The organism is Mycolicibacterium sp. XJ2546 (assembly GCF_053483195.1).
Genome location: NZ_JBEFRW010000009.1, coordinates 137,515 through 155,724 on the forward strand (window position 1 = coordinate 137,515; position 18,210 = coordinate 155,724).

An 18,210-nucleotide genomic window follows, 5' to 3' on the forward strand; every position below is an offset into this window, starting at 1 on the left:
GAAGTGGCAGGCAATACCGGCGACGGGGTCGGCGCCGAGAAATCACCGCTGACGAAAATAATGGCCGACATGACGTTGCTCGAGATTCAACTGGCTAGCCGGCAAGCGAACCCGACCTGTACCGGTGAAGACGGCGGTACACAGGTCTTTCAGAGCTGACGGCCGCATGCCATCGCGTGTAATAAGTGTCGGAAACGAGTTTGCTGTATTCGCAGCGAAAGTCCCATTGGCGCGTTATTTGCGAATTGCGTATTGCGCTATCTTAAATCGGCTAATTTGAATCCATCGTCTGTGGCAACGCCAAGCGTGCGTCGAGAACAGGAGTGGCATGAGGGCCATCGTCAAACGTCGACTTCGGCGCTGGGGGTTGGCCGCGGTGATTGCCGCCGCGCCGATAGCCATTCTGTGCGCGTACGTGACCAATTTGCTCGTCCCGACCGAGCCGACGGGCAAGCCCAGATACGACGCGGCGGCGCTGCACATCGTGCCCACGGCGACCATCAAAGACGAGTCGACGACGATCGGGATCGCCGACTCGGATATGTATGACCCGAATCTGACCGAGGATGAGATCATCAAGCGCTTCGACGACATGCAAGCGCTAGGCGTCGACACTTTGCGGGTTCTGGTGCCGTGGGCGGCGATCCAGCAGGCCGAGCCAGGTAGCCCCCTGGAAGAGCTGTTCCCGCAGGATTGGAGCCGAATCGACTTCATCCTCAGCCAGGCCCAAGAGCGCGATATGGCAGTGCTGGGCGTGCTGAACTCCACCCCGTACTGGGGCGGCGCCGACGGCAGCGGCTGCCTCGGCTGTCCCGGCGTCGCGCCGGATCCGGCGAAGTTCGCCGCGTTCGCAAGTGAAGCGGTCACCCGGTTCGACACGCTTTATCCGGGCGTCGTCTCGGCCTATGAAGTGTGGAACGAGCCGAACTATTACCGCTCGTGGTTCCCGGCGGTGGATCCCATCGCCTACACCGAGGTGTTGAAGGCGGCCTACACCGCGATCAAGGCCGCGGACCCCGACGCGACTGTCGTCGCCGGCGTGCTGGGCGCGGTCATTTCGGCGGGCGGGTTCACGATGGATCCGGTGACGTTTGTGCAGACGATGTATGCCAACGGCGCCAAGGGGTACTTCGACGCGCTGTCGTACCACCCGTACAGCTACGACCGGCCGTTCGGGGAGCAGAACCCCAATTTCATCTCGCCGCTGCGCGCCCTGTTGGAAATGCGCCAAACGATGTTGGACAACGGTGATGACCTGGTGAAGATCTGGGCGACCGAGTATGGGCTGCCGACGTCGATCGTCAGCGATCAACAGCAGGCCGATTTCATCGAGGACTTTCTCAACACCTGGGCGGACGGGCTGACCGAGGAACAACTAGCCCAGTTGCCAGCGGAGTTCCTCCCGTTGGTGGCCGACTGGGAGAACTGGATCGGCCCGGCGTTCATCTACACGCTGCGTGACCGGTTAGCCGCCCCGGACACCGAACAGGGCTCGATGGGGCTGTACTACTTCGACGAGGCCAGCGGTGATTGGAAGATGAGGCCAGCCGCCGAGGTCATCAAGTCGATCATCGAGGGCCGCGCGCCCGACAGCCTGGCAGAAGCGCTGGCCGCGTCGCTGCAGAAGCTCGTCGAGCAGGTGGCTGACTCGGTGGCGGCCGCGGTCCAGAACGCGGTGCCGGCGGTGACTGCGACCGTCCAGCAGATCGGGGCACAGGTCGCCGATGCGTTGGCGAATGCCCTTGCCGCGTTGTTGGGCTCGGTGTCGAAACCCGCGGCGACGACGGCGGCGACGGCGGCCGATGCGCCGTCGGCGGATGCGTCCGCGACCGCTGAGCCGTTGATGGCTGAGGAGCCCATTGAGCCCACCGAGCCCGTCGAGGAGAAGGTGACCGAGGCCATTGAGTCCACCGAGCCCGTCGAGCCCGTCGCGGCCGTCGAAACCATCGAGACCGAGGCCGAGTTAGAGGTCACCGACTCCGTCGAGGTCGACCCTGAACCGCAGCCTGCCCGCGACGACTCCGGCGAAGACGAGGTCGATCTGGACGAGGACGCGCTGGATTTCGAGGACATCGATACGGACATCGAGACGGACCTCAGCGATGTCGACGACGTGACGGACACCGACAGCACGACGACGGACGGTAAATACGACCACGGTGGCGTCGAAAATGAGACATCCGTCGACGCCGACGCGTCGGACACGGACACCGGGGGAGACGACGCGGGCGACACAAGCGATGCGGACACCGACGCGGCGGCCTAGCGGAAAGCCCTGGAGCACAAGGGTTCCAGAGCGCAAACAGTGCCCTCGGTGGGATTCGAACCCACACTGTCTGGGTTTTGAGTCCAGTTCCTCTGCCAGTTGGGATACGAGGGCGTCGGGACGTGTACTCCCGCGCGGCTTACTACCTTAGAGGATGCCCCGGCGTCGCTGATCGTGGCCGCTACCGCCACAATATCCACTATGACCGGGTCACCGACCGACGCCGAGAAATCACGCCGCGTTCTCGTCGCAGAAGACGAAGCGCTCATCCGGATGGACTTGGCCGAGATGCTGCGCGACGAAGGCTACGAAATCGTCGGTGAGGCCGGCGATGGGCAGGAGGCCGTCGACCTGGCCGAGCGCCTCAAACCCGATCTGGTGATCATGGACGTCAAGATGCCCCGTCGTGACGGCATCGACGCGGCCTCTGAGATCGCGAGCAAGCGCATCGCGCCGATTGTCATCCTCACCGCGTTCAGCCAGCGTGACCTCGTCGAGCGGGCCAGAGATGCCGGCGCGATGGCCTACCTGGTCAAACCGTTCACCATCACCGACCTTGTCCCGGCCATCGAAGTGGCGGTCAGCCGGTTTCGTGAGATCTCTGCCCTTGAGCAGGAGGTCGCCACCCTGGCGGACCGGTTGGAGACCCGCAAGCTCGTCGAGCGCGCCAAGGGGTTGCTGCAGAGCACACACCAGATGACCGAACCCGAGGCGTTCAAATGGATCCAGCGCGCCGCGATGGATCGGCGAACGACGATGAAACGGGTCGCCGAGGTGGTCCTGGAAACCCTCGACACCTCCGACTCGTCGTGAGCATCGGGCGTTTTTCCGACTAATGGTGACTCCGCTTCCCTAAGATCACAGCTTGGCCATGCCGACCTCTGCTGTGCGTGCATCTGATTTAGGAGCGACTCGATGAAGAACCGGACACTGGCTCGCGCCTTCGCCGCTGCGGGTATCGCCTCGTTGGCACTCGCCGGCTGTTCGTCGGGTGAGCAGTCGAGTGAGGAATCCGTCGCCGCCGAGGGCGAAGCGCAGGGCACCGCCGAAGTCGTCACCACCGACTGTGAACCCCCACAGGCGACCGCGGGCCCCACCCCGGACACCACCGCGATGAAGATCGGCACCTTGCTGCCCGAAACCGGGACGCTGTCCTTCCTCGGACCGCCCGAGATCGCGGCTGTGCAGGTAGCCGTTGGCGAGATCAACGAGGCAGGCGGAGTGTTGGGCCAACCGGTCGGGTTGGTCACCGGCGATTCCGGCGACACCACCACCGACACCGCGAACGTCACGGTCGACCGCGAGCTCGCCGAGGGCGTCGACGTCATCGTCGGGGCCGCCTCATCGGCGGTGTCGCTCAAGGTGATCGACAAAATCACCAGCGCGGGCGTGGTGATGTTCTCCCCGGCCAACACCTCCGACCAGTTCGTCTGCTACCCGGACCGGGGCCTGTATTTCCGGACCGCGCCTACTGACGTGCTGCAGGCGCAGGCGCTGGCCCAGCTCATCACCCAGGATGGTGCGCAGCGGGTGGTTGTGTTGGCGCTCAACGATCCCTACGGAACGGGCCTGGCCAACAACGCGGTCAATAACCTCGAGACCGCAGGCATCGGATCCGACCAGATCAAGAAGATCATCTACGACCCGAACGCGCAGTCTTTCAACGCCGAGGTCGACCAGATCAGGGAGTTCAACCCGGACGCGGTCGCGGTGATCGGCTTCGAAGAAAGCGCGAAGATCCTCACCCGCATGCACGAGGTGGGCATCGGCCCCTCCGACGGCATGTTCGTGTACGGCACCGACGGCAACATGGGCAACGCGCTGGGCGAGGGCGTCGCGCCGGGACTGCTGGCCGGGATGAAAGGCACCGCGCCGATGACCGAGACCAGCCCCGAGTTCCGGGATCGACTGCTCGCGGTCAACGGCGCCCTGGTCGACTTCAACTACGCCGGCGAGGCCTACGACGCGGTAGTCATCTCCTCGCTCGCCGCCGAGCAGGCCGGTTCGACGGCCGGAGTCGACATCGCTGCGAACATCAACGCGGTGACTCGCGACGGCGTGAAATGCACGACGTTCGCGCAGTGTCGGGATCTGCTCGCCGCCGGCGAGAGCATTGACTACGACGGTGTGACCGGCCAGTTGGCGTTCGGACCCGCGGGCGAGCCGTCGATCGGCTCCTACGGCAGCCTCGAGTTCGACGCGAACAACAAGATGCAGACCATGGACTACATCGTGGTGGAGAACACGTAGCTAGCCGCGACTAGCCCGAATCACGTTTGCCGGCAAGGGTTCCCAGGTACAGCTCGATCACCTTGGGATCGTTCATCAGGTTGCGGCCGCTGTCGGTGTAGGCATTGACACCCTGGTCCAGGACGTAGCCGCGGTCGCAGATCTGTAGGCATCGGCGGGCGTTCTGCTCGACCATGATGACCGAGACGCCCGTGGCGTTGATCTGCTTGCAGCGGATGAAGACCTCGTCGGCGAACATCGGTGACAGCCCTGCCGACGGCTCGTCGAGCAGCAGCACGGACGGTTCCATCATCAGGGCCCGGCCCATCGCGACCATCTGGCGCTCGCCGCCGGACAGCGCCCCGGCCTTGACGCGGCGTCGCTCGGCCAGCAGCGGGAACAGCTCGCTGACGAACTCGAACCGCTCGGCGAATTTGGACGACCGCAGATAGATGCCCATCTGCAGGTTCTCCTCGATGGTCAGCGAGGCGAACACGTTTTGGTTCTGCGGCACGTAGCCCACACCCATGGTGACGAGAACGTGCGCGGGGGCGGCGGTGATGTCCTCACCGCGCAGGGTCACCCGCCCGGACCGCACCGGGATCATCCCGAACAGCGCCTTGAGCAGCGTGGACTTACCTGCCCCATTGGGCCCGATGATGCCGACGATCTCGCCGTCGCGTAGGAAGAAGTCGCAACCGCGCAGGATGTCGACGTCGCGCAGGTAACCGGCGACCAGGCGGTCCGCTCGCAGCAGCGCGCCTTCGGCCTGACGCGCATGCTCCTCCGGGGTGGCCGCGACTTCGCTCACGGGATTGGCTCAGACAGGTCGCCGCCGGCCTCGATCGTGCCCGCAACAGCCCGCTCGAGCTGCACGGCCAGCTGCGCGGTGGCGCCGACCGGGTTGCCGTGCGCGTCGAACTCGAGCACCTGATCGTGGTGGCTGCCCAGATACGCATCGACCACCGCCGAGTTGTCGGCCAGGTTCTCCGGCGTCGACTCGGCGATGACCGCGCCCTGCGCCATCACGACGACCCAGTCGCTGATATCGCGGATCACGTCCATGTCGTGCTCTACGAACAGCACCGTCATCCCTTCGTCGCGCAGCGACCTGATGTGCTCGAGCAGGTTCTGGGTGAGCGCCGGGTTCACCCCCGCCATCGGCTCGTCGAGCATGATCACCTTCGGATCGGTCATCAACGCCCGCGCCATCTCGAGCAGTTTGCGCTGGCCACCGGACAACGAACCGGCCATATCGTCGGCCTTGGTGTCCAGCTTGAAGCGGGACAGCATCTCGTGCGCACGGGCCGTGATGTCGCGCTCCTGCTGGCGCCAGGCCGGCCGGATCAGCGAGGTGAAGAAGCGTTCGCCGGTCTGGTTGCCCGCGCCGAGCCGCACGTTGTCGAGCACGGTCATTTTCGCCAGCGCCTTGGTGAGCTGGAACGTGCGCACCGCGCCCCGGCGCGCCACCCGATGCGGAGGTAGCTTGCCCATCGCTTTACCGTCCAGCGTCCAGGATCCGGTGTCGGGCCGGTCGAACCCGGTGAGCAGGTTGAAGAACGTGGTTTTGCCGGCGCCGTTGGGGCCGATCAGGCCGGTGATGACGCCGCGTTCCACCTCCAGATGCGTGACATCCACAGCCTTGAGGCCGCCGAAGGTCCGAGACATGTTGTCCACCACCATGATCGGATCCGGTTTGGCGGAGCCGGGCTCGGCGGCCACGCCAGCGAACGGGGACGTGTCAACCATCGAGCGCCACCTCCCGTCTTCGTCCCATGATGCCCTGTGGACGAAACACCATCAGCAATGCGATGACAACGCCCAGCAGCACGTAGCGCATCGCGCCGACTTGGGCGTCGGTCAGCGGCAACAGCGGCTCGGGTCCGGCGATCGCCTGGCGCATCAACGCATCGGGAATCGCCAGGAAAAACCAGAACAGCATGGCGCCGACGACCGGCCCGAACACGGTGGCAGCCCCGCCGAGAAGCAGCGCCCCGAACGCATAGAACGTCTGCGCCGTCGAGTAGAAGTCGGGGTGGATCGACTTGGTCTGCAACGCGTTGAACACCCCGCCCATGCCGCCGATGATCCCGCCGATGATCAGCGCCTGCAGCTTGTAGACGAAGACGTTCTTGCCGAGCGCGCGCGCCGCATCCTCGTCTTCGCGGATCGCCTTGAGGACCCGGCCCCACGGGCTGTGCGCCAGCAGGTACACGAACGCGCACAGCACCAGGACCAGCGTCCAGCCCACCACCATCGCCCATACGTCGTCGCCGACGAAGCGCACCCCGAAAATCGAATACTGCTTGCTGGAATCGAACGGGCTGAACCGGGTGAACGGTTCGGCGAATCCGTAGAGGCCGTTGGTCGAGCCCGTGACCGGATCCGACGCGGTAGATCGGAATATCAGCCGTAGCACCTCGGCGGCGGCGATCGTCGCGATCGCCAGGTAGTCGGCGCGCAGCCGAAGTGTGGGGATTCCCAACACAATTGCGAGCCCACCGGCTGCCGCCAACCCCACCAACACCCCGACCCAGAGCGGCTGTTGGTACGTGACGGTCATGATCCCGACGCCGTACCCGCCGAGCAGCGCGAAGCCGATCTGGCCGAAGTTCAGCAGCCCGGTATAGCCGAAGTGCAGGTTCAACCCGATGGCGAGCAGCGCATAAAAGATCGCCGATGGGCCGATCAACTGGGCGAACGATGTCTGTAGCGCGCTGACGATGTCCATGGCGGTCCTCAGCCGATTCTTTCCCGCGAGCCCAAGATGCCCTCCGGGCGCACGATCAAGATGAAGATCAGGATCAGCAACCCACCCACGTATTTGAGGTCCGGGTTGATCACCAGGGTGGACAGCTGCACCAGCATGCCGACGATCAGGCAGCCCAGCAGCGCACCGTAGGCGGTGCCGATCCCGCCGAGGATGATGCCGGCGAACATCAGCAAAAGCAGTTTGAATCCCATCTCCCACTGCACGCGGCCACCCAGTTCGGAAATTGCGAGCAGTACCCCGCCCAGGGCGGCCAGCCCGCCACCCAGGCACCAGACATAGGTGATCACCCGTTCGACATTGATCCCGGACGCCGCAGCCAGGCTCTTGTTGTCGGCGACCGCCCGCATCGCCTTGCCGATCCGGGTTTTCTGCAGCATCACGGCCACCGCGATGAGCACGACGACGCTGATGGCCATGGTCATCAGGTTGGTGTCGGTGATGGCGATCGGACCCCATTGGCGCTGGACGCTGACGGTGTGGTCGGCGAACGCCTGGGTGCGATCGGAGAACAGCATCAGGATCAGATACCTCAGGCAGATGGCCACGCCGATCGAGACCACCAGTTGCGGGATGAGCCCGATTCGTCGCGTCCGCAGGGGACGCCAGATCCCGGCGTTGTTGAGCCAGCCGACCGCGACGCCCGCGACCACCGCCAGCAGCGCGGAAAGCAGCAGCGAGAACCCCATCGTCACGTTGAACACCCAGGCAAACACGGCGCCGAGGGTTACCAGTTCCCCGTGCGAGAAGTTCGTCAAACCGGTCGTGCCGTACACCAGGCTGAGCCCGATCGCGGCGACCGCGATGACGAGCCCGAACCGCAGCCCGTCGATGGCCAGGTGGATGACGCGCGCATACAGGGGGGTGCCTTGGCCGGTGCGGACCTCACCGAACGTGAACACGACGGCGTTGACCCTGCCTGCGGTCACCTTCCGCGTCACCGTGCCCTGCACGCTGGTGTCCTCCGGGAGGGTGTCGGCGACCACCTCGAACGTGTAGGTGCCGTCGGGAACTTGCAGGGTCCAGCGTCCGGCCGCGTCAGATTCCGTGGTCGCGGCCTCCGCGCCGTCGGCATCCAGCGCACGGATCTCCGCGCCCGCGACCGGTTCGCCGGCGTCCACGAGCCGCCCGGACACCCGTGCGGTGTCCTCTTCGTCGGCGCCGGCCGGTCCTGCGCTCAACACGGCCGCGAACATCACGAACAGGAGCAGCAACAGGGCTCGCGAAAGCGTTCGAGCGCACGAGCCCAATGATCAACCTCCGTCACGATCGTTCCCCGGGACTGAGGGGACTGTATAGCGTGCGCGCACGTGTTGCCGGGAGCTAAATGAGTTGCACGCGACAGTTTTGGTTCGGGAAAGTGTGAAGGGCCGCGCCAGCCCGGTGGCGGAATTTATACGGAAGGCGTCACTACTGCCACTGTCGTGGGCGTTGCGGAAGGCGGAACATCGCTGACATGACCATCCTGATCGTGTTCATCGCAATGCTTGTGGTGCTCACGGTTGCCGCGATCGCGGAAAAGACTCCCGACACCCATCGCGAAGTCAGCCCGCACGGCCACTTCGACTTCTGAGCGGCGCGTCCGACGGCGTTGCTATGTTTTACCTCGGGGTTCTCCCTTGACTCCCGAGGCCAGAAGCCGCATGACCCGGAGGTGACCGCGTGCGCCGTCGTTGCACACGGAGCGCGCTGGTGTGGGGGTTGGCCTCGGCGACGGTGCTGAGCATGGCCGCGTGCGGGCAGTCCGCACCGGGCCCGACGGCGCCGCCGCCGGATTTGACGATCGTGGCCCAGGAGTCGATCGACCGGACCGGCGCCCGAGTCGACGTCGAGGCCCTCGGAGATCCGGCTGACCCGGCCGGGGACGGCAACGCGGTCTGTCCGCCGGTGTCGATCGCCATGGCCGGGCCGCTCAACGGCCCCGACGCGGCGCTCGGCGTCGGGATCAAGAACGGCGTGCAACTGGCCGTCGACAAGCACAACGCGGCCAACCCGGCGTGCCAGGTGCAGTTGAAGCCGTTCGACACCGAAGGCGATGCGGAGACGGCCACGCGGGTCGCGCCCCGCATCGTGGAGGACGCGTACACGATCGGGCTGCTGGGTCCGGTGTTCTCGGATGCGGCCATGGCGGCGGGGGAGGTGTTCGACCGCGCGGGTCTGGCGGCCGCGACGCCGTCGGCCACCAACGCGGCACTGAGCGCGCAGAATTGGCGCACGTTCTTCCGGGGATCGGCCAGCGACGCAGTGCAGGGTCCCGCGGTGGCCAACTACATGACCGCCACCCTGGGCAACCGCAAGGTATGCGTGGTCGACGACAGCACCGACTACGGCCTAGGGCTCGCCACGCGGGTGCGGGAAACCCTTGGTGCGATAGCGAATTCGGAATGCAACATCGCCGTCAAGCGCGGCGACACCGACTTCGAGGGGGCGGTGACACTGATCAACGCCGCCGCACCCGACTCGGTGTTCTTCAGCGGCTACCATGCCGAGGCCGCGCGACTGGTGCGGCAACTGCGCGACGCCGGCTTCACCGGCACATTCGTCGGGTCCGACGGCTCGAAGAACACGGCGTTTCTCGAGCAGGCCGGGGCAGCGGCCGCCGATGTCGTGCTGTCGTGTCCGTGCAGTCCGGCCACCCCGGAGTTCGCCGACGAGTACAGCCACACGTTCGGCGTCGTACCCGGCCCGTACAGCGCCGAGGCATACGACCTGGGCACCATCCTGCTCCGCGGTATCGACTCGGGCGCGATCACGCGCCCGGCACTGCTTGACTATGTGCGCACCTACGAAGGGCAGGGGATCGCGCGGGCGTACAGGTGGGCTGACAACGGCGACCTGGAAGATGCGCTGAACTGGATCTACCGCGTCGAGTAGCCCCGGGCTATTCGACGCGAAACCGCTTGGTACGGGTCGTCTTACCAGAGATCAGCCGCACCCGGCTGGGCGGCACGCCGAGGTGGCCGGCCAGCACTTTGGTGACGGCTTCGTTGGCCTTGCCGTCGACGGCGCGCTCCTGCACATAGATGGTCGTCGACCCGTCGTCGCCGACCTCCACCAGCGGCCCTTTCCGGCTCCCCGGCTTGACGCGCACCACGAGCGTGCGCGGGCTCGGCCCGCAACCCGGTGTGTCGCTCGCTGGGCCCACCGCTCGCTCGCGCTATCGGGCGACGATTACCGACGAGCCGTGGCCGAACAGACCCTGGTTCGCGGTGACACCGACCTTCGCGCCCTCGACCTGACGGCCGGTGGCCCGGCCCCGCAACTGCCAGGTGAGCTCGCAGACCTGCGCGATGGCTTGCGCCGGGATCGCCTCGCCGAAGCAGGACAGCCCGCCGGACGGGTTCACCGGGACCTTTCCGCCCAGAGCCGTTGCGCCGCTGCGCAACAGGCTTTCCGCATCGCCCTTGGCGCACAGGCCCAGGTGCTCGTACCAGTCGAGTTCCAGCGCGGTGGACAGGTCGTAGACCTCGGCGACGTCGACATCCTCGGGCCCGATGCCGGCCTCGGCGTACGCGGCGTCGAGGATCTGATCCTTGAACACCCGCTCAGGTGCCTCCACAACCGCGGTGGAATCCGTTGCAATGTCGGGTAATTCGGGAAGGTGCTGCGGATAGCGCGGGGTCACCGTGCTGACCGCCCGCACCGACGGTACCCCGTCGAGCGACCCGAGATGCTTCTGCGCGAAGGACTTGCTCGCAACGATCAACGCCGCCGCGCCGTCGGACGTCGCGCAGATGTCCAGTTGGCGCAGCGGGTCGGCGACCATCGGGCTGGCCATCACGTCCCCGACAGCGGATTCCTTGCGGTAGCGGGCATTCGGGTTGTGCAGGCCGTGGCGGGAGTTCTTCACCTTCACCGAAGCGAAGTCCTCCTGCGTCGCGCCGTAGAGATCCATCCGGCGGCGGGCCAGCAGCGCGAAGTACACCGGGTTCATCGCCCCGATAAGGTGGAAGCGCTGCCAATCAGGGTCGTTCTTGCGTTCACCGCCGACCGGCGCAAACGCGCCTTTGGGCGTGGTGTCCGCCCCGATCACCAGCGCGACGTCACAGAAGCCCGCCAGGATGTGGGCCCGGGCGCTCTGCAGCGCCTGCGAACCGCTGGCACACGCGGCATACGAGGACGACACCGGAACGCCGTTCCAGCCGAGCTTCTGCGCAAACGTGGACCCGGCGATGAAGCCGGGGTAGCCGTTGCGGATGGTGTCGGCGCCGGCCACCATCTGAACCTGCGGCCACTCCAAACCGGCCTCGGCCAGCGCGGCACGGGCGGCGACCACGCCGTACTCGGTGAAATCATTACCCCACTTGCCCCACGGGTGCATACCCGCGCCGAGGATGTAGAGCGGCGCCGAAGTGCCAGTGCTCATTCCGCCACCTTCCATGCGTAGACGACGCGCTCGACGTTGTCGTCATCGACATACAGCGTCATCGTGTCCAGCTCCATCTCCATACCGACCTTGAGGTCCTCGGCCAACGTGCCGTCCACCACTTTGCCCAGGATGATCAGACCCTCGTCGGCGAGCTGCACCGCGGCGACCGCGAACGGTTCGAACGGGTCTGGCGCCGGATAGGGGGCGGGCGGCGGATAGCGGTTTTCGGTGTAGCTCCACAGCGTGCCGCGGCGCGACAGCGGCACCTGGGCCAACTCGTCGCCGGTACAGGCGGGGTTGGGGCAGTTGTTGGCGCGCGGCGGGAACACATAGGTCCCGCACTGGTGGCATTTGCTGCCGATCAGATAGGGCGCGCCGGACTCGTCGGTGGCGAACCACCCGTCGATGGCTGGCTTCGTGGAGGCTGCTGACACGTCGGTCAGCCTACCGACCCGCCAAACCGCGCTGAAACATGTTCCAGTTTCGCGGTCACGGGGTGGCTTTCCGCGGCGCCGCGGTCGGCGAACCTCGGCGATTCTCTGCCATACCTGCGGGTTACCCGGGTAGCGTCCGCCCATACATCACGACCGGGGGCGGGCAGATGGGGGGCCGGGGAAGCGATGGGGCGTCGTGCCGGGAAACGAAGGACGGCGACCGGGGTCCGGCAGGCGGTCGACGCGTACACCGCCGGTCCGGTCGACCTGGCCTCGATGGCCGGTCCCTCGACACGTCCGCGTGGCGTCGACGACCCGATCTGGCAACCGATCAGCGGCATCTCGTTACAGGACTACGCCAGGCTGGTCCGCGAGGCACAGGCCCGCGGGGTCTTCGATCAGGCCGGGATGATCAACCTCGCGACGGCGCGTGGCTGGAACCCGCTGGCGACCAAGGCCGCGCTCGACGGGTGGTCGATCCGTATCGGCCAGTCGGTGGAAGTGGGTCAGCAATTCCGCAGCTTCCTTGGTTGTTGAGGCTGCCTACTACTTGTCACAGGCGGTGCATAGAGTAAGGCCGTGAGCCCAGCCAGCACCGCCACCGACAAGAAGAAGGGTTCGGTTCCTGCAGCCGAGCAGCAGCCGACATTGATGCTGTTGGACGGCAATTCACTGGCGTACCGAGCGTTTTACGCCCTGCCCGCGGAGAACTTCAAGACCAGAAACGGGCTGACCACCAACGCCGTCTACGGCTTCACCGCGATGCTGATCAATCTGCTACGCGACGAACAGCCCAGCCACATCGCGGCGGCGTTCGACGTGTCCCGGCAGACGTTCCGGGTCGACAAGTACCCGGAGTACAAGGCCGGCCGCTCGACCACGCCCGACGAGTTCCGCGGCCAGATCGACATCACCAAGGAGGTACTGGGCGCGCTCGGCATCACCGTGCTGGCCGAACCCGGTTTCGAGGCCGACGACATCATCGCCACGCTGGCCACCCAGGCCGAGGAGGGCGGTTACCGCGTGCTGGTCGTCAGCGGCGACCGTGACTCGCTGCAACTGGTCAGCGACGACGTCACCGTGCTGTACCCGCGCAAGGGTGTCAGCGAGCTGACCCGGTTCACCCCGCAGGCCGTGGTCGAGAAGTACGGGCTGACACCGCAGCAGTACCCCGACTTCGCGGCGCTGCGCGGCGACCCCAGCGACAACCTGCCGGGCATCCCCGGCGTCGGCGAGAAGACGGCGACCAAGTGGATCGCCGAATACGGATCCCTTCAGGGGCTGGTCGACAATGTCGATTCGGTGAAGGGCAAGGTGGGCGACGCGCTGCGGGCCAACCTGTCCAGCGTGGTGCTCAACCGCGAGCTGACCGACCTGGTCAAAGATGTGCCGCTGGCGCAGACCCCCGACACGCTGCGGATGCTGCCGTGGGACCGCGACCAGATCCACCGGCTGTTCGACGACCTCGAGTTCCGTGTCCTGCGCGACCGGCTGTTCGAGACGCTGGCATCGGCCGACCCCGAGGTCGACCAGGGCTTCGACGTCCGCGGCGGGCCGCTCGAAGCCGGAGAACTGGCCGGCTGGCTGGCCGAACACAGCCTGGGAAACCGGTTCGGTCTGGCCGTGGTGGGCACACACCAGGCGTTCGACAGCGACGCCACCGCACTGGCCATCGTTGCCGCCGACGGCGACGGCCGATACCTCGACACCGCGACGCTGACCCCCGAGGACGAGGCCGCGCTGGCGTCCTGGCTCGCCGACCCCGGACCACCGAAGGCGCTGCACGAAGCCAAGCTCGCGATGCACGACCTGGAAGGCCGCGGCTGGAAATTGGCTGGCGTCACGTCCGACACCGCGCTGGCCGCCTACATCGTCCGGCCCGGGCAGCGCAGCTTCGCCCTCGACGACCTGTCACTGCGGTATCTCAAGCGCGAACTGCGCGCGGAAACACCTGAACAGCAACAACTTTCGTTGCTCGACGATAGTGGCGGCGTCGACGACCAGGCTGTCCAGACACTGCTTCTGCGGGCCAGCGCGGTGATGGACCTCGCCGACGCGCTCGACGAGGAGCTCGCGCGGATTGACTCGTTGGCGCTGCTGAGCAACATGGAGCTGCCGGTGCAGCGGGTGCTTGCCGAGATGGAGGCCGCCGGCATCGCCGTCGACCTCGACCAGCTCGGCGAACTGCAGAGCGATTTCGCCGACCAGATCCGCGACGCCGCAGAGGCGGCGTACGCGGTGATCGGTAAGCAGATCAACCTGGGTTCGCCCAAACAGCTGCAGGTGGTGTTGTTCGACGAGCTGGAGATGCCCAAGACCAAGCGCACCAAGACCGGTTACACCACCGACGCGGACGCGTTGCAGTCGCTGTTCGACAAGACCGGGCACCCGTTCCTGCAGCATTTGCTGACCCACCGCGACGCCACCCGGCTCAAGGTCACCGTCGACGGGCTGCTGAACTCGGTGGCCTCCGACGGGCGCATTCACACCACGTTCAACCAGACCATCGCCGCCACGGGGCGGTTGTCCTCGACCGAGCCGAACCTGCAGAACATCCCGATCCGCACCGAGGCGGGCCGGCGGATCCGCGACGCGTTCGTGGTCGGTAAGGGTTATGCGGAGCTGATGACCGCCGACTACAGCCAGATCGAGATGCGCATCATGGCGCACCTCTCCAAAGACGACGGGCTGATCGAAGCGTTCCGTACCGGAGAGGACCTGCACTCGTTCGTGGCGTCGCGGGCATTTTCGGTGCCCATCGACGAGGTCACCGCCGAACTGCGGCGCCGCGTCAAGGCCATGTCGTACGGCCTGGCCTACGGGCTCTCCGCCTACGGGCTGGCCGCCCAGTTGAAGATCTCCACCGAAGAAGCCAAGGTGCAGATGGAGCAGTACTTCGACCGGTTCGGCGGGGTGCGCGACTACCTGCGCGACGTGGTGGACCAGGCGCGCAAGGACGGTTACACGTCGACCGTGTTCGGCAGGCGGCGCTATCTGCCCGAACTGGACAGCAGCAACCGGCAGGTCCGCGAAGCCGCCGAACGCGCCGCGCTCAACGCGCCGATCCAGGGCAGCGCCGCCGACATCATCAAGGTGGCGATGATCGACGTCGACAAGGCGATCAAGGACGCCGGGTTGACCTCGCGGATGCTGCTGCAGGTGCACGACGAGTTGCTGTTCGAAGTGGCGCCGGGGGAGCGCGACATCCTGGAGAAGCTGGTGCGCGAACAGATGGGCAACGCCTACCCGCTCGACGTACCGCTGGAGGTCTCGGTCGGTTACGGGCGCAGCTGGGACTCCGCGGCCCACTAGGCGGCAAGTAGCGCCCATGGACAATCTTCGCCACGACCAGCAGATCCGGTTCCTGGCGCGGCTGGGTTCGGCCATGGGCGCCGCGAACTACCCGGTTACCTTGATCCGGCAGATGCTGGCCCGGTCCTCGGCCGCCTACGGGGTGCCCAACGACTTCCTGGCGCTGCCCTACACCGTGCAGGTCGTCGGACCGGCCACCGAAGCCGGTACGGCGATGAAGTCCGCGCACCTGGAGGATGACCTGCGGTTCGATCAGACCTTTCCGTTGGCGCGGCTGGTGACAGCCACCATGAACGGCAAGGTGGATCCGGCCGAGGGCGATACCAAGCTCGACGAGATCCTCGCGACGCCGGCGCGGTTCCCCCAGTGGGTGACCGTGCTCGGATACGGCGTGTGGAGCGCGGGCCTGGGCCTGGTGCTGGAACCCACACCGCTGAACCTGCTGGGCGCCACCGTGCTGGGGCTGATGGTCGGCCTGATCGCCGTCGCGGGCCGACGGGTGCAGGCCTTGGCCCAGCTGGTGCCGGTGACCAGCGCCTTCCTCGTGGCGACGGTCTGCATCGCCGTCGCCGAATACCTGGGCCTGGACCACATCGGGCTGCGCGCGCTGATCCCGCCACTGGCGATGTTCCTGCCCGGGGCCGCCATCACGCTGGCGGTCATCGAGCTCACCTCGCGCGACACAGTCTCGGGTTCCAGCCGTCTGATCGGGGGGTTCATGCAGCTGGCGCAGCTGGTGTTCGGGATCCTCATCGCCGCCCAACTGTTCGGCCAGGACACCGCCAACCTCAGCGCGAGCCCGCTGAACACCATCGGTCCGTGGGCGCCGTGGCTGGGGGTGGCGGTCTACGCCGTCGGCGTGATGCTGTTCTTGGCCCCACCCGCCTCGTTCCTGCCGTGGCTGCTGGGCGTGTCCTACGCCGCCTACACGGCTCAATACGTCGGTGACCTGCTACTCGGCAGCTACGCCAGCGGTTTCTGTGGCGGTGTGGTGCTGACGATCGCCGCGCTGGCGCTCGCGCGTCGTCCCGCTGCACCGCCGGCCATCACGATGATCCTGCCCGGATTCTGGCTGCTGGTGCCGGGCTCGATGGGGTTGATCGGGATCGCCGAGCTGTTCGGCGCCGACGGCGATTCCGCGCTCGGCGTCACGTTCATCTCCATGTTCTCGGTGGCCATCGGCCTGCAAACCGGCTTTGTGCTGTGGCAGCTGGTCCGACGCCGCCGCATCTGACCGGGTTTGTCCAGCGTGGAGTCAGTCGAGTACCCTCGACAGGTACTCGTCTGGGCGTTCTTGAGGCTTACCGAGCGTCCGTGGCGGGTAACACCAAATAATTCAAGTCCCAGTCCCTACGACCAAACCTGTCCGGAGCAACCCAACATATGCCAAGTCCCTCCGTCACCTCGCCGCAAGTAGCCGTCAACGACATCGGCTCGAGCGAGGACTTTCTCGCCGCCATCGACAAAACCATCAAATACTTCAACGATGGCGACATCGTCGAAGGGACCATCGTCAAGGTTGACCGTGACGAAGTCCTGCTCGACATCGGCTACAAGACCGAAGGCGTCATCCCTTCCCGAGAACTTTCCATCAAGCACGACGTCGACCCCAACGAGGTCGTTTCCGTGGGCGATGAGGTCGAAGCCCTGGTCCTCACCAAGGAGGACAAGGAAGGCCGGCTGATCCTGTCCAAGAAGCGCGCTCAGTACGAGCGGGCCTGGGGCACCATCGAAGAGCTCAAGGAAAAGGACGAGGCCGTCAAGGGCACCGTCATCGAGGTGGTCAAGGGCGGCCTGATCCTCGACATCGGCTTGCGCGGCTTCCTGCCCGCGTCGCTGGTCGAGATGCGCCGCGTCCGCGATCTGCAGCCGTACATCGGCAAGGAGATCGAAGCCAAGATCATCGAGTTGGACAAGAACCGCAACAACGTTGTGCTGAGCCGCCGCGCCTGGCTGGAGCAGACCCAGTCCGAGGTGCGCAGCGAATTCCTCAACCAGCTGCAGAAGGGCGCCATCCGCAAGGGTGTGGTTTCCTCGATCGTCAACTTCGGCGCGTTCGTCGACCTCGGTGGAGTCGACGGCCTGGTGCACGTCTCCGAGCTGTCCTGGAAGCACATCGACCATCCGTCCGAGGTGGTTCAGGTGGGCGACGAGGTCACCGTCGAGGTGCTCGACGTCGACATGGATCGCGAGCGGGTTTCGTTGTCGCTCAAGGCAACTCAGGAAGATCCGTGGCGCCACTTCGCCCGCACCCACGCGATCGGCCAGATCGTACCGGGCAAGGTCACCAAGTTGGTGCCGTTCGGCGCGTTCGTCCGCGTCGAGGAGGGCATCGAGGGCCTGGTGCACATCTCCGAGCTGTCCGAGCGCCACGTCGAGGTCCCCGACCAGGTGGTCCAGGTCGGCGACGACGCGATGGTCAAGGTCATCGATATCGACCTGGAGCGCCGTCGAATCTCGCTGTCGCTCAAGCAGGCCAACGAGGACTACATCGAAGAGTTCGACCCGTCCAAGTACGGCATGGCCGACAGCTACGACGAGCAGGGCAACTACATCTTCCCCGAGGGCTTCGACGCCGAGACCAACGAGTGGATCGAGGGTTTCGAGAAGCAGCGTGAGGAGTGGGAGGCCCGCTACGCCGAGGCCGAGCGCCGGCACAAGATGCACACCGCGCAGATGGAGAAGTTCGCCGCCGCCGAGGCCGAGGAGGCGGCCAAGCCGTCGACGTCCAACGGCACCTCGCGTGGTGACGACGCTCCGGCTGGTGGCTCGCTGGCCAGCGACGAACAGCTTGCTGCGCTGCGGGAAAAGCTCGCCGGTTCCGCGTAAC

General features: G+C 66.1%; 16 protein-coding genes and 1 tRNA gene. 9 read left to right on the plus strand and 8 right to left on the minus strand.

Annotated elements, in window-relative coordinates; genetic code table 11:
- The first annotated feature begins 3 nt into the window (after positions 1–3).
- Entirely contained in the window at positions 4–159 is a 156-nt protein-coding gene (locus ABQE44_RS16560) for a hypothetical protein (protein ID WP_448430883.1), read from the plus strand.
- Between the two features lie 169 nt (positions 160–328).
- The gene (locus ABQE44_RS16565) at positions 329–2,266 is read left to right on the plus strand and encodes a cellulase family glycosylhydrolase (RefSeq protein ID WP_448430885.1); all 1,938 of its coding nucleotides are present in this window, start codon (positions 329–331) and stop codon (positions 2,264–2,266) included.
- A gap of 40 nt (positions 2,267–2,306) precedes the next feature.
- Here ABQE44_RS16565 and ABQE44_RS16570 read toward each other — a convergent pair.
- Positions 2,307–2,380: transfer RNA gene (locus ABQE44_RS16570), tRNA-Leu, on the minus strand.
- Positions 2,381–2,467: 87 nt separating this feature from the next.
- On the opposite strand from ABQE44_RS16570, the gene ABQE44_RS16575 reads away from it, so the two are divergent.
- Complete coding sequence (locus ABQE44_RS16575) at positions 2,468–3,079, plus strand: two-component system response regulator PdtaR (protein ID WP_448394440.1); 612 nt, start codon at positions 2,468–2,470, stop codon at positions 3,077–3,079.
- Between the two features lie 102 nt (positions 3,080–3,181).
- Positions 3,182–4,516, plus strand: a complete 1,335-nt coding sequence (locus ABQE44_RS16580) for an ABC transporter substrate-binding protein (RefSeq protein ID WP_448430887.1) — start codon at positions 3,182–3,184, stop codon at positions 4,514–4,516.
- A gap of 10 nt (positions 4,517–4,526) precedes the next feature.
- On the opposite strand, the gene ABQE44_RS16585 is transcribed toward ABQE44_RS16580, so the two are convergent.
- Genes ABQE44_RS16585 through ABQE44_RS16600 form a run of 4 tightly spaced genes read right to left on the minus strand, consistent with a single transcriptional unit; the run spans position 4,527 to position 8,461 of the window.
- Entirely contained in the window at positions 4,527–5,306 is a 780-nt protein-coding gene (locus ABQE44_RS16585; protein WP_448430889.1) for an ABC transporter ATP-binding protein, read from the minus strand.
- Positions 5,303–6,244: an ABC transporter ATP-binding protein gene (locus ABQE44_RS16590; protein ID WP_448394443.1), complete on the minus strand. Its 942-nt coding sequence runs from the start codon at positions 6,242–6,244 to the stop codon at positions 5,303–5,305. Before ABQE44_RS16590 ends, ABQE44_RS16585 begins: the two co-directional genes overlap by 4 nt.
- A complete protein-coding gene (locus ABQE44_RS16595) occupies positions 6,237–7,226 on the minus strand; it encodes a branched-chain amino acid ABC transporter permease (RefSeq protein ID WP_448394444.1) in 990 nt (329 codons plus the stop codon). Before ABQE44_RS16595 ends, ABQE44_RS16590 begins: the two co-directional genes overlap by 8 nt.
- Before the next feature lie 8 nt (positions 7,227–7,234).
- The gene (locus ABQE44_RS16600) at positions 7,235–8,461 is read right to left on the minus strand and encodes a branched-chain amino acid ABC transporter permease (RefSeq protein ID WP_448394502.1); all 1,227 of its coding nucleotides are present in this window, start codon (positions 8,459–8,461) and stop codon (positions 7,235–7,237) included.
- A 466-nt stretch (positions 8,462–8,927) separates the two neighbouring features.
- Here ABQE44_RS16600 and ABQE44_RS16605 point away from each other — a divergent pair, with 466 nt between their 5' ends.
- Positions 8,928–10,139 carry a branched-chain amino acid ABC transporter substrate-binding protein gene (locus ABQE44_RS16605; protein WP_448394445.1) on the plus strand — a complete coding sequence of 404 codons (1,212 nt, stop codon included), beginning with the start codon at positions 8,928–8,930 and terminating at the stop codon, positions 10,137–10,139.
- A gap of 7 nt (positions 10,140–10,146) precedes the next feature.
- On the opposite strand, the gene ABQE44_RS16610 is transcribed toward ABQE44_RS16605, so the two are convergent.
- Genes ABQE44_RS16610 through ABQE44_RS16620 form a run of 3 tightly spaced genes read right to left on the minus strand, consistent with a single transcriptional unit; the run spans position 10,147 to position 12,068 of the window.
- On the minus strand, positions 10,147–10,410 hold the full coding sequence (locus ABQE44_RS16610; RefSeq protein WP_448394446.1) for a DUF167 domain-containing protein: 264 nt from the start codon (positions 10,408–10,410) through the stop codon (positions 10,147–10,149).
- A gap of 12 nt (positions 10,411–10,422) precedes the next feature.
- Entirely contained in the window at positions 10,423–11,631 is a 1,209-nt protein-coding gene (locus ABQE44_RS16615; protein ID WP_448430891.1) for a lipid-transfer protein, read from the minus strand.
- Positions 11,628–12,068, minus strand: a complete 441-nt coding sequence (locus ABQE44_RS16620; RefSeq protein ID WP_448394448.1) for a Zn-ribbon domain-containing OB-fold protein — start codon at positions 12,066–12,068, stop codon at positions 11,628–11,630. The genes ABQE44_RS16615 and ABQE44_RS16620 overlap by 4 nt, the downstream gene beginning before the upstream one ends.
- 186 nt (positions 12,069–12,254) lie before the next feature.
- Here ABQE44_RS16620 and ABQE44_RS16625 point away from each other — a divergent pair, with 186 nt between their 5' ends.
- From ABQE44_RS16625 to rpsA, 4 genes are all read left to right on the plus strand, one after another.
- Entirely contained in the window at positions 12,255–12,605 is a 351-nt protein-coding gene (locus tag ABQE44_RS16625; protein ID WP_448430893.1) for a hypothetical protein, read from the plus strand.
- Positions 12,606–12,647: 42 nt separating this feature from the next.
- Entirely contained in the window at positions 12,648–15,380 is a 2,733-nt protein-coding gene (gene polA, locus ABQE44_RS16630) for a DNA polymerase I (protein ID WP_448394450.1), read from the plus strand.
- Positions 15,381–15,396: 16 nt separating this feature from the next.
- Positions 15,397–16,614, plus strand: a complete 1,218-nt coding sequence (locus tag ABQE44_RS16635; protein WP_448430894.1) for a threonine/serine exporter family protein — start codon at positions 15,397–15,399, stop codon at positions 16,612–16,614.
- Positions 16,615–16,763: 149 nt separating this feature from the next.
- A complete protein-coding gene (rpsA, locus tag ABQE44_RS16640; protein ID WP_448394452.1) occupies positions 16,764–18,209 on the plus strand; it encodes a 30S ribosomal protein S1 in 1,446 nt (481 codons plus the stop codon).
- Position 18,210: the final 1 nt, after the last annotated feature.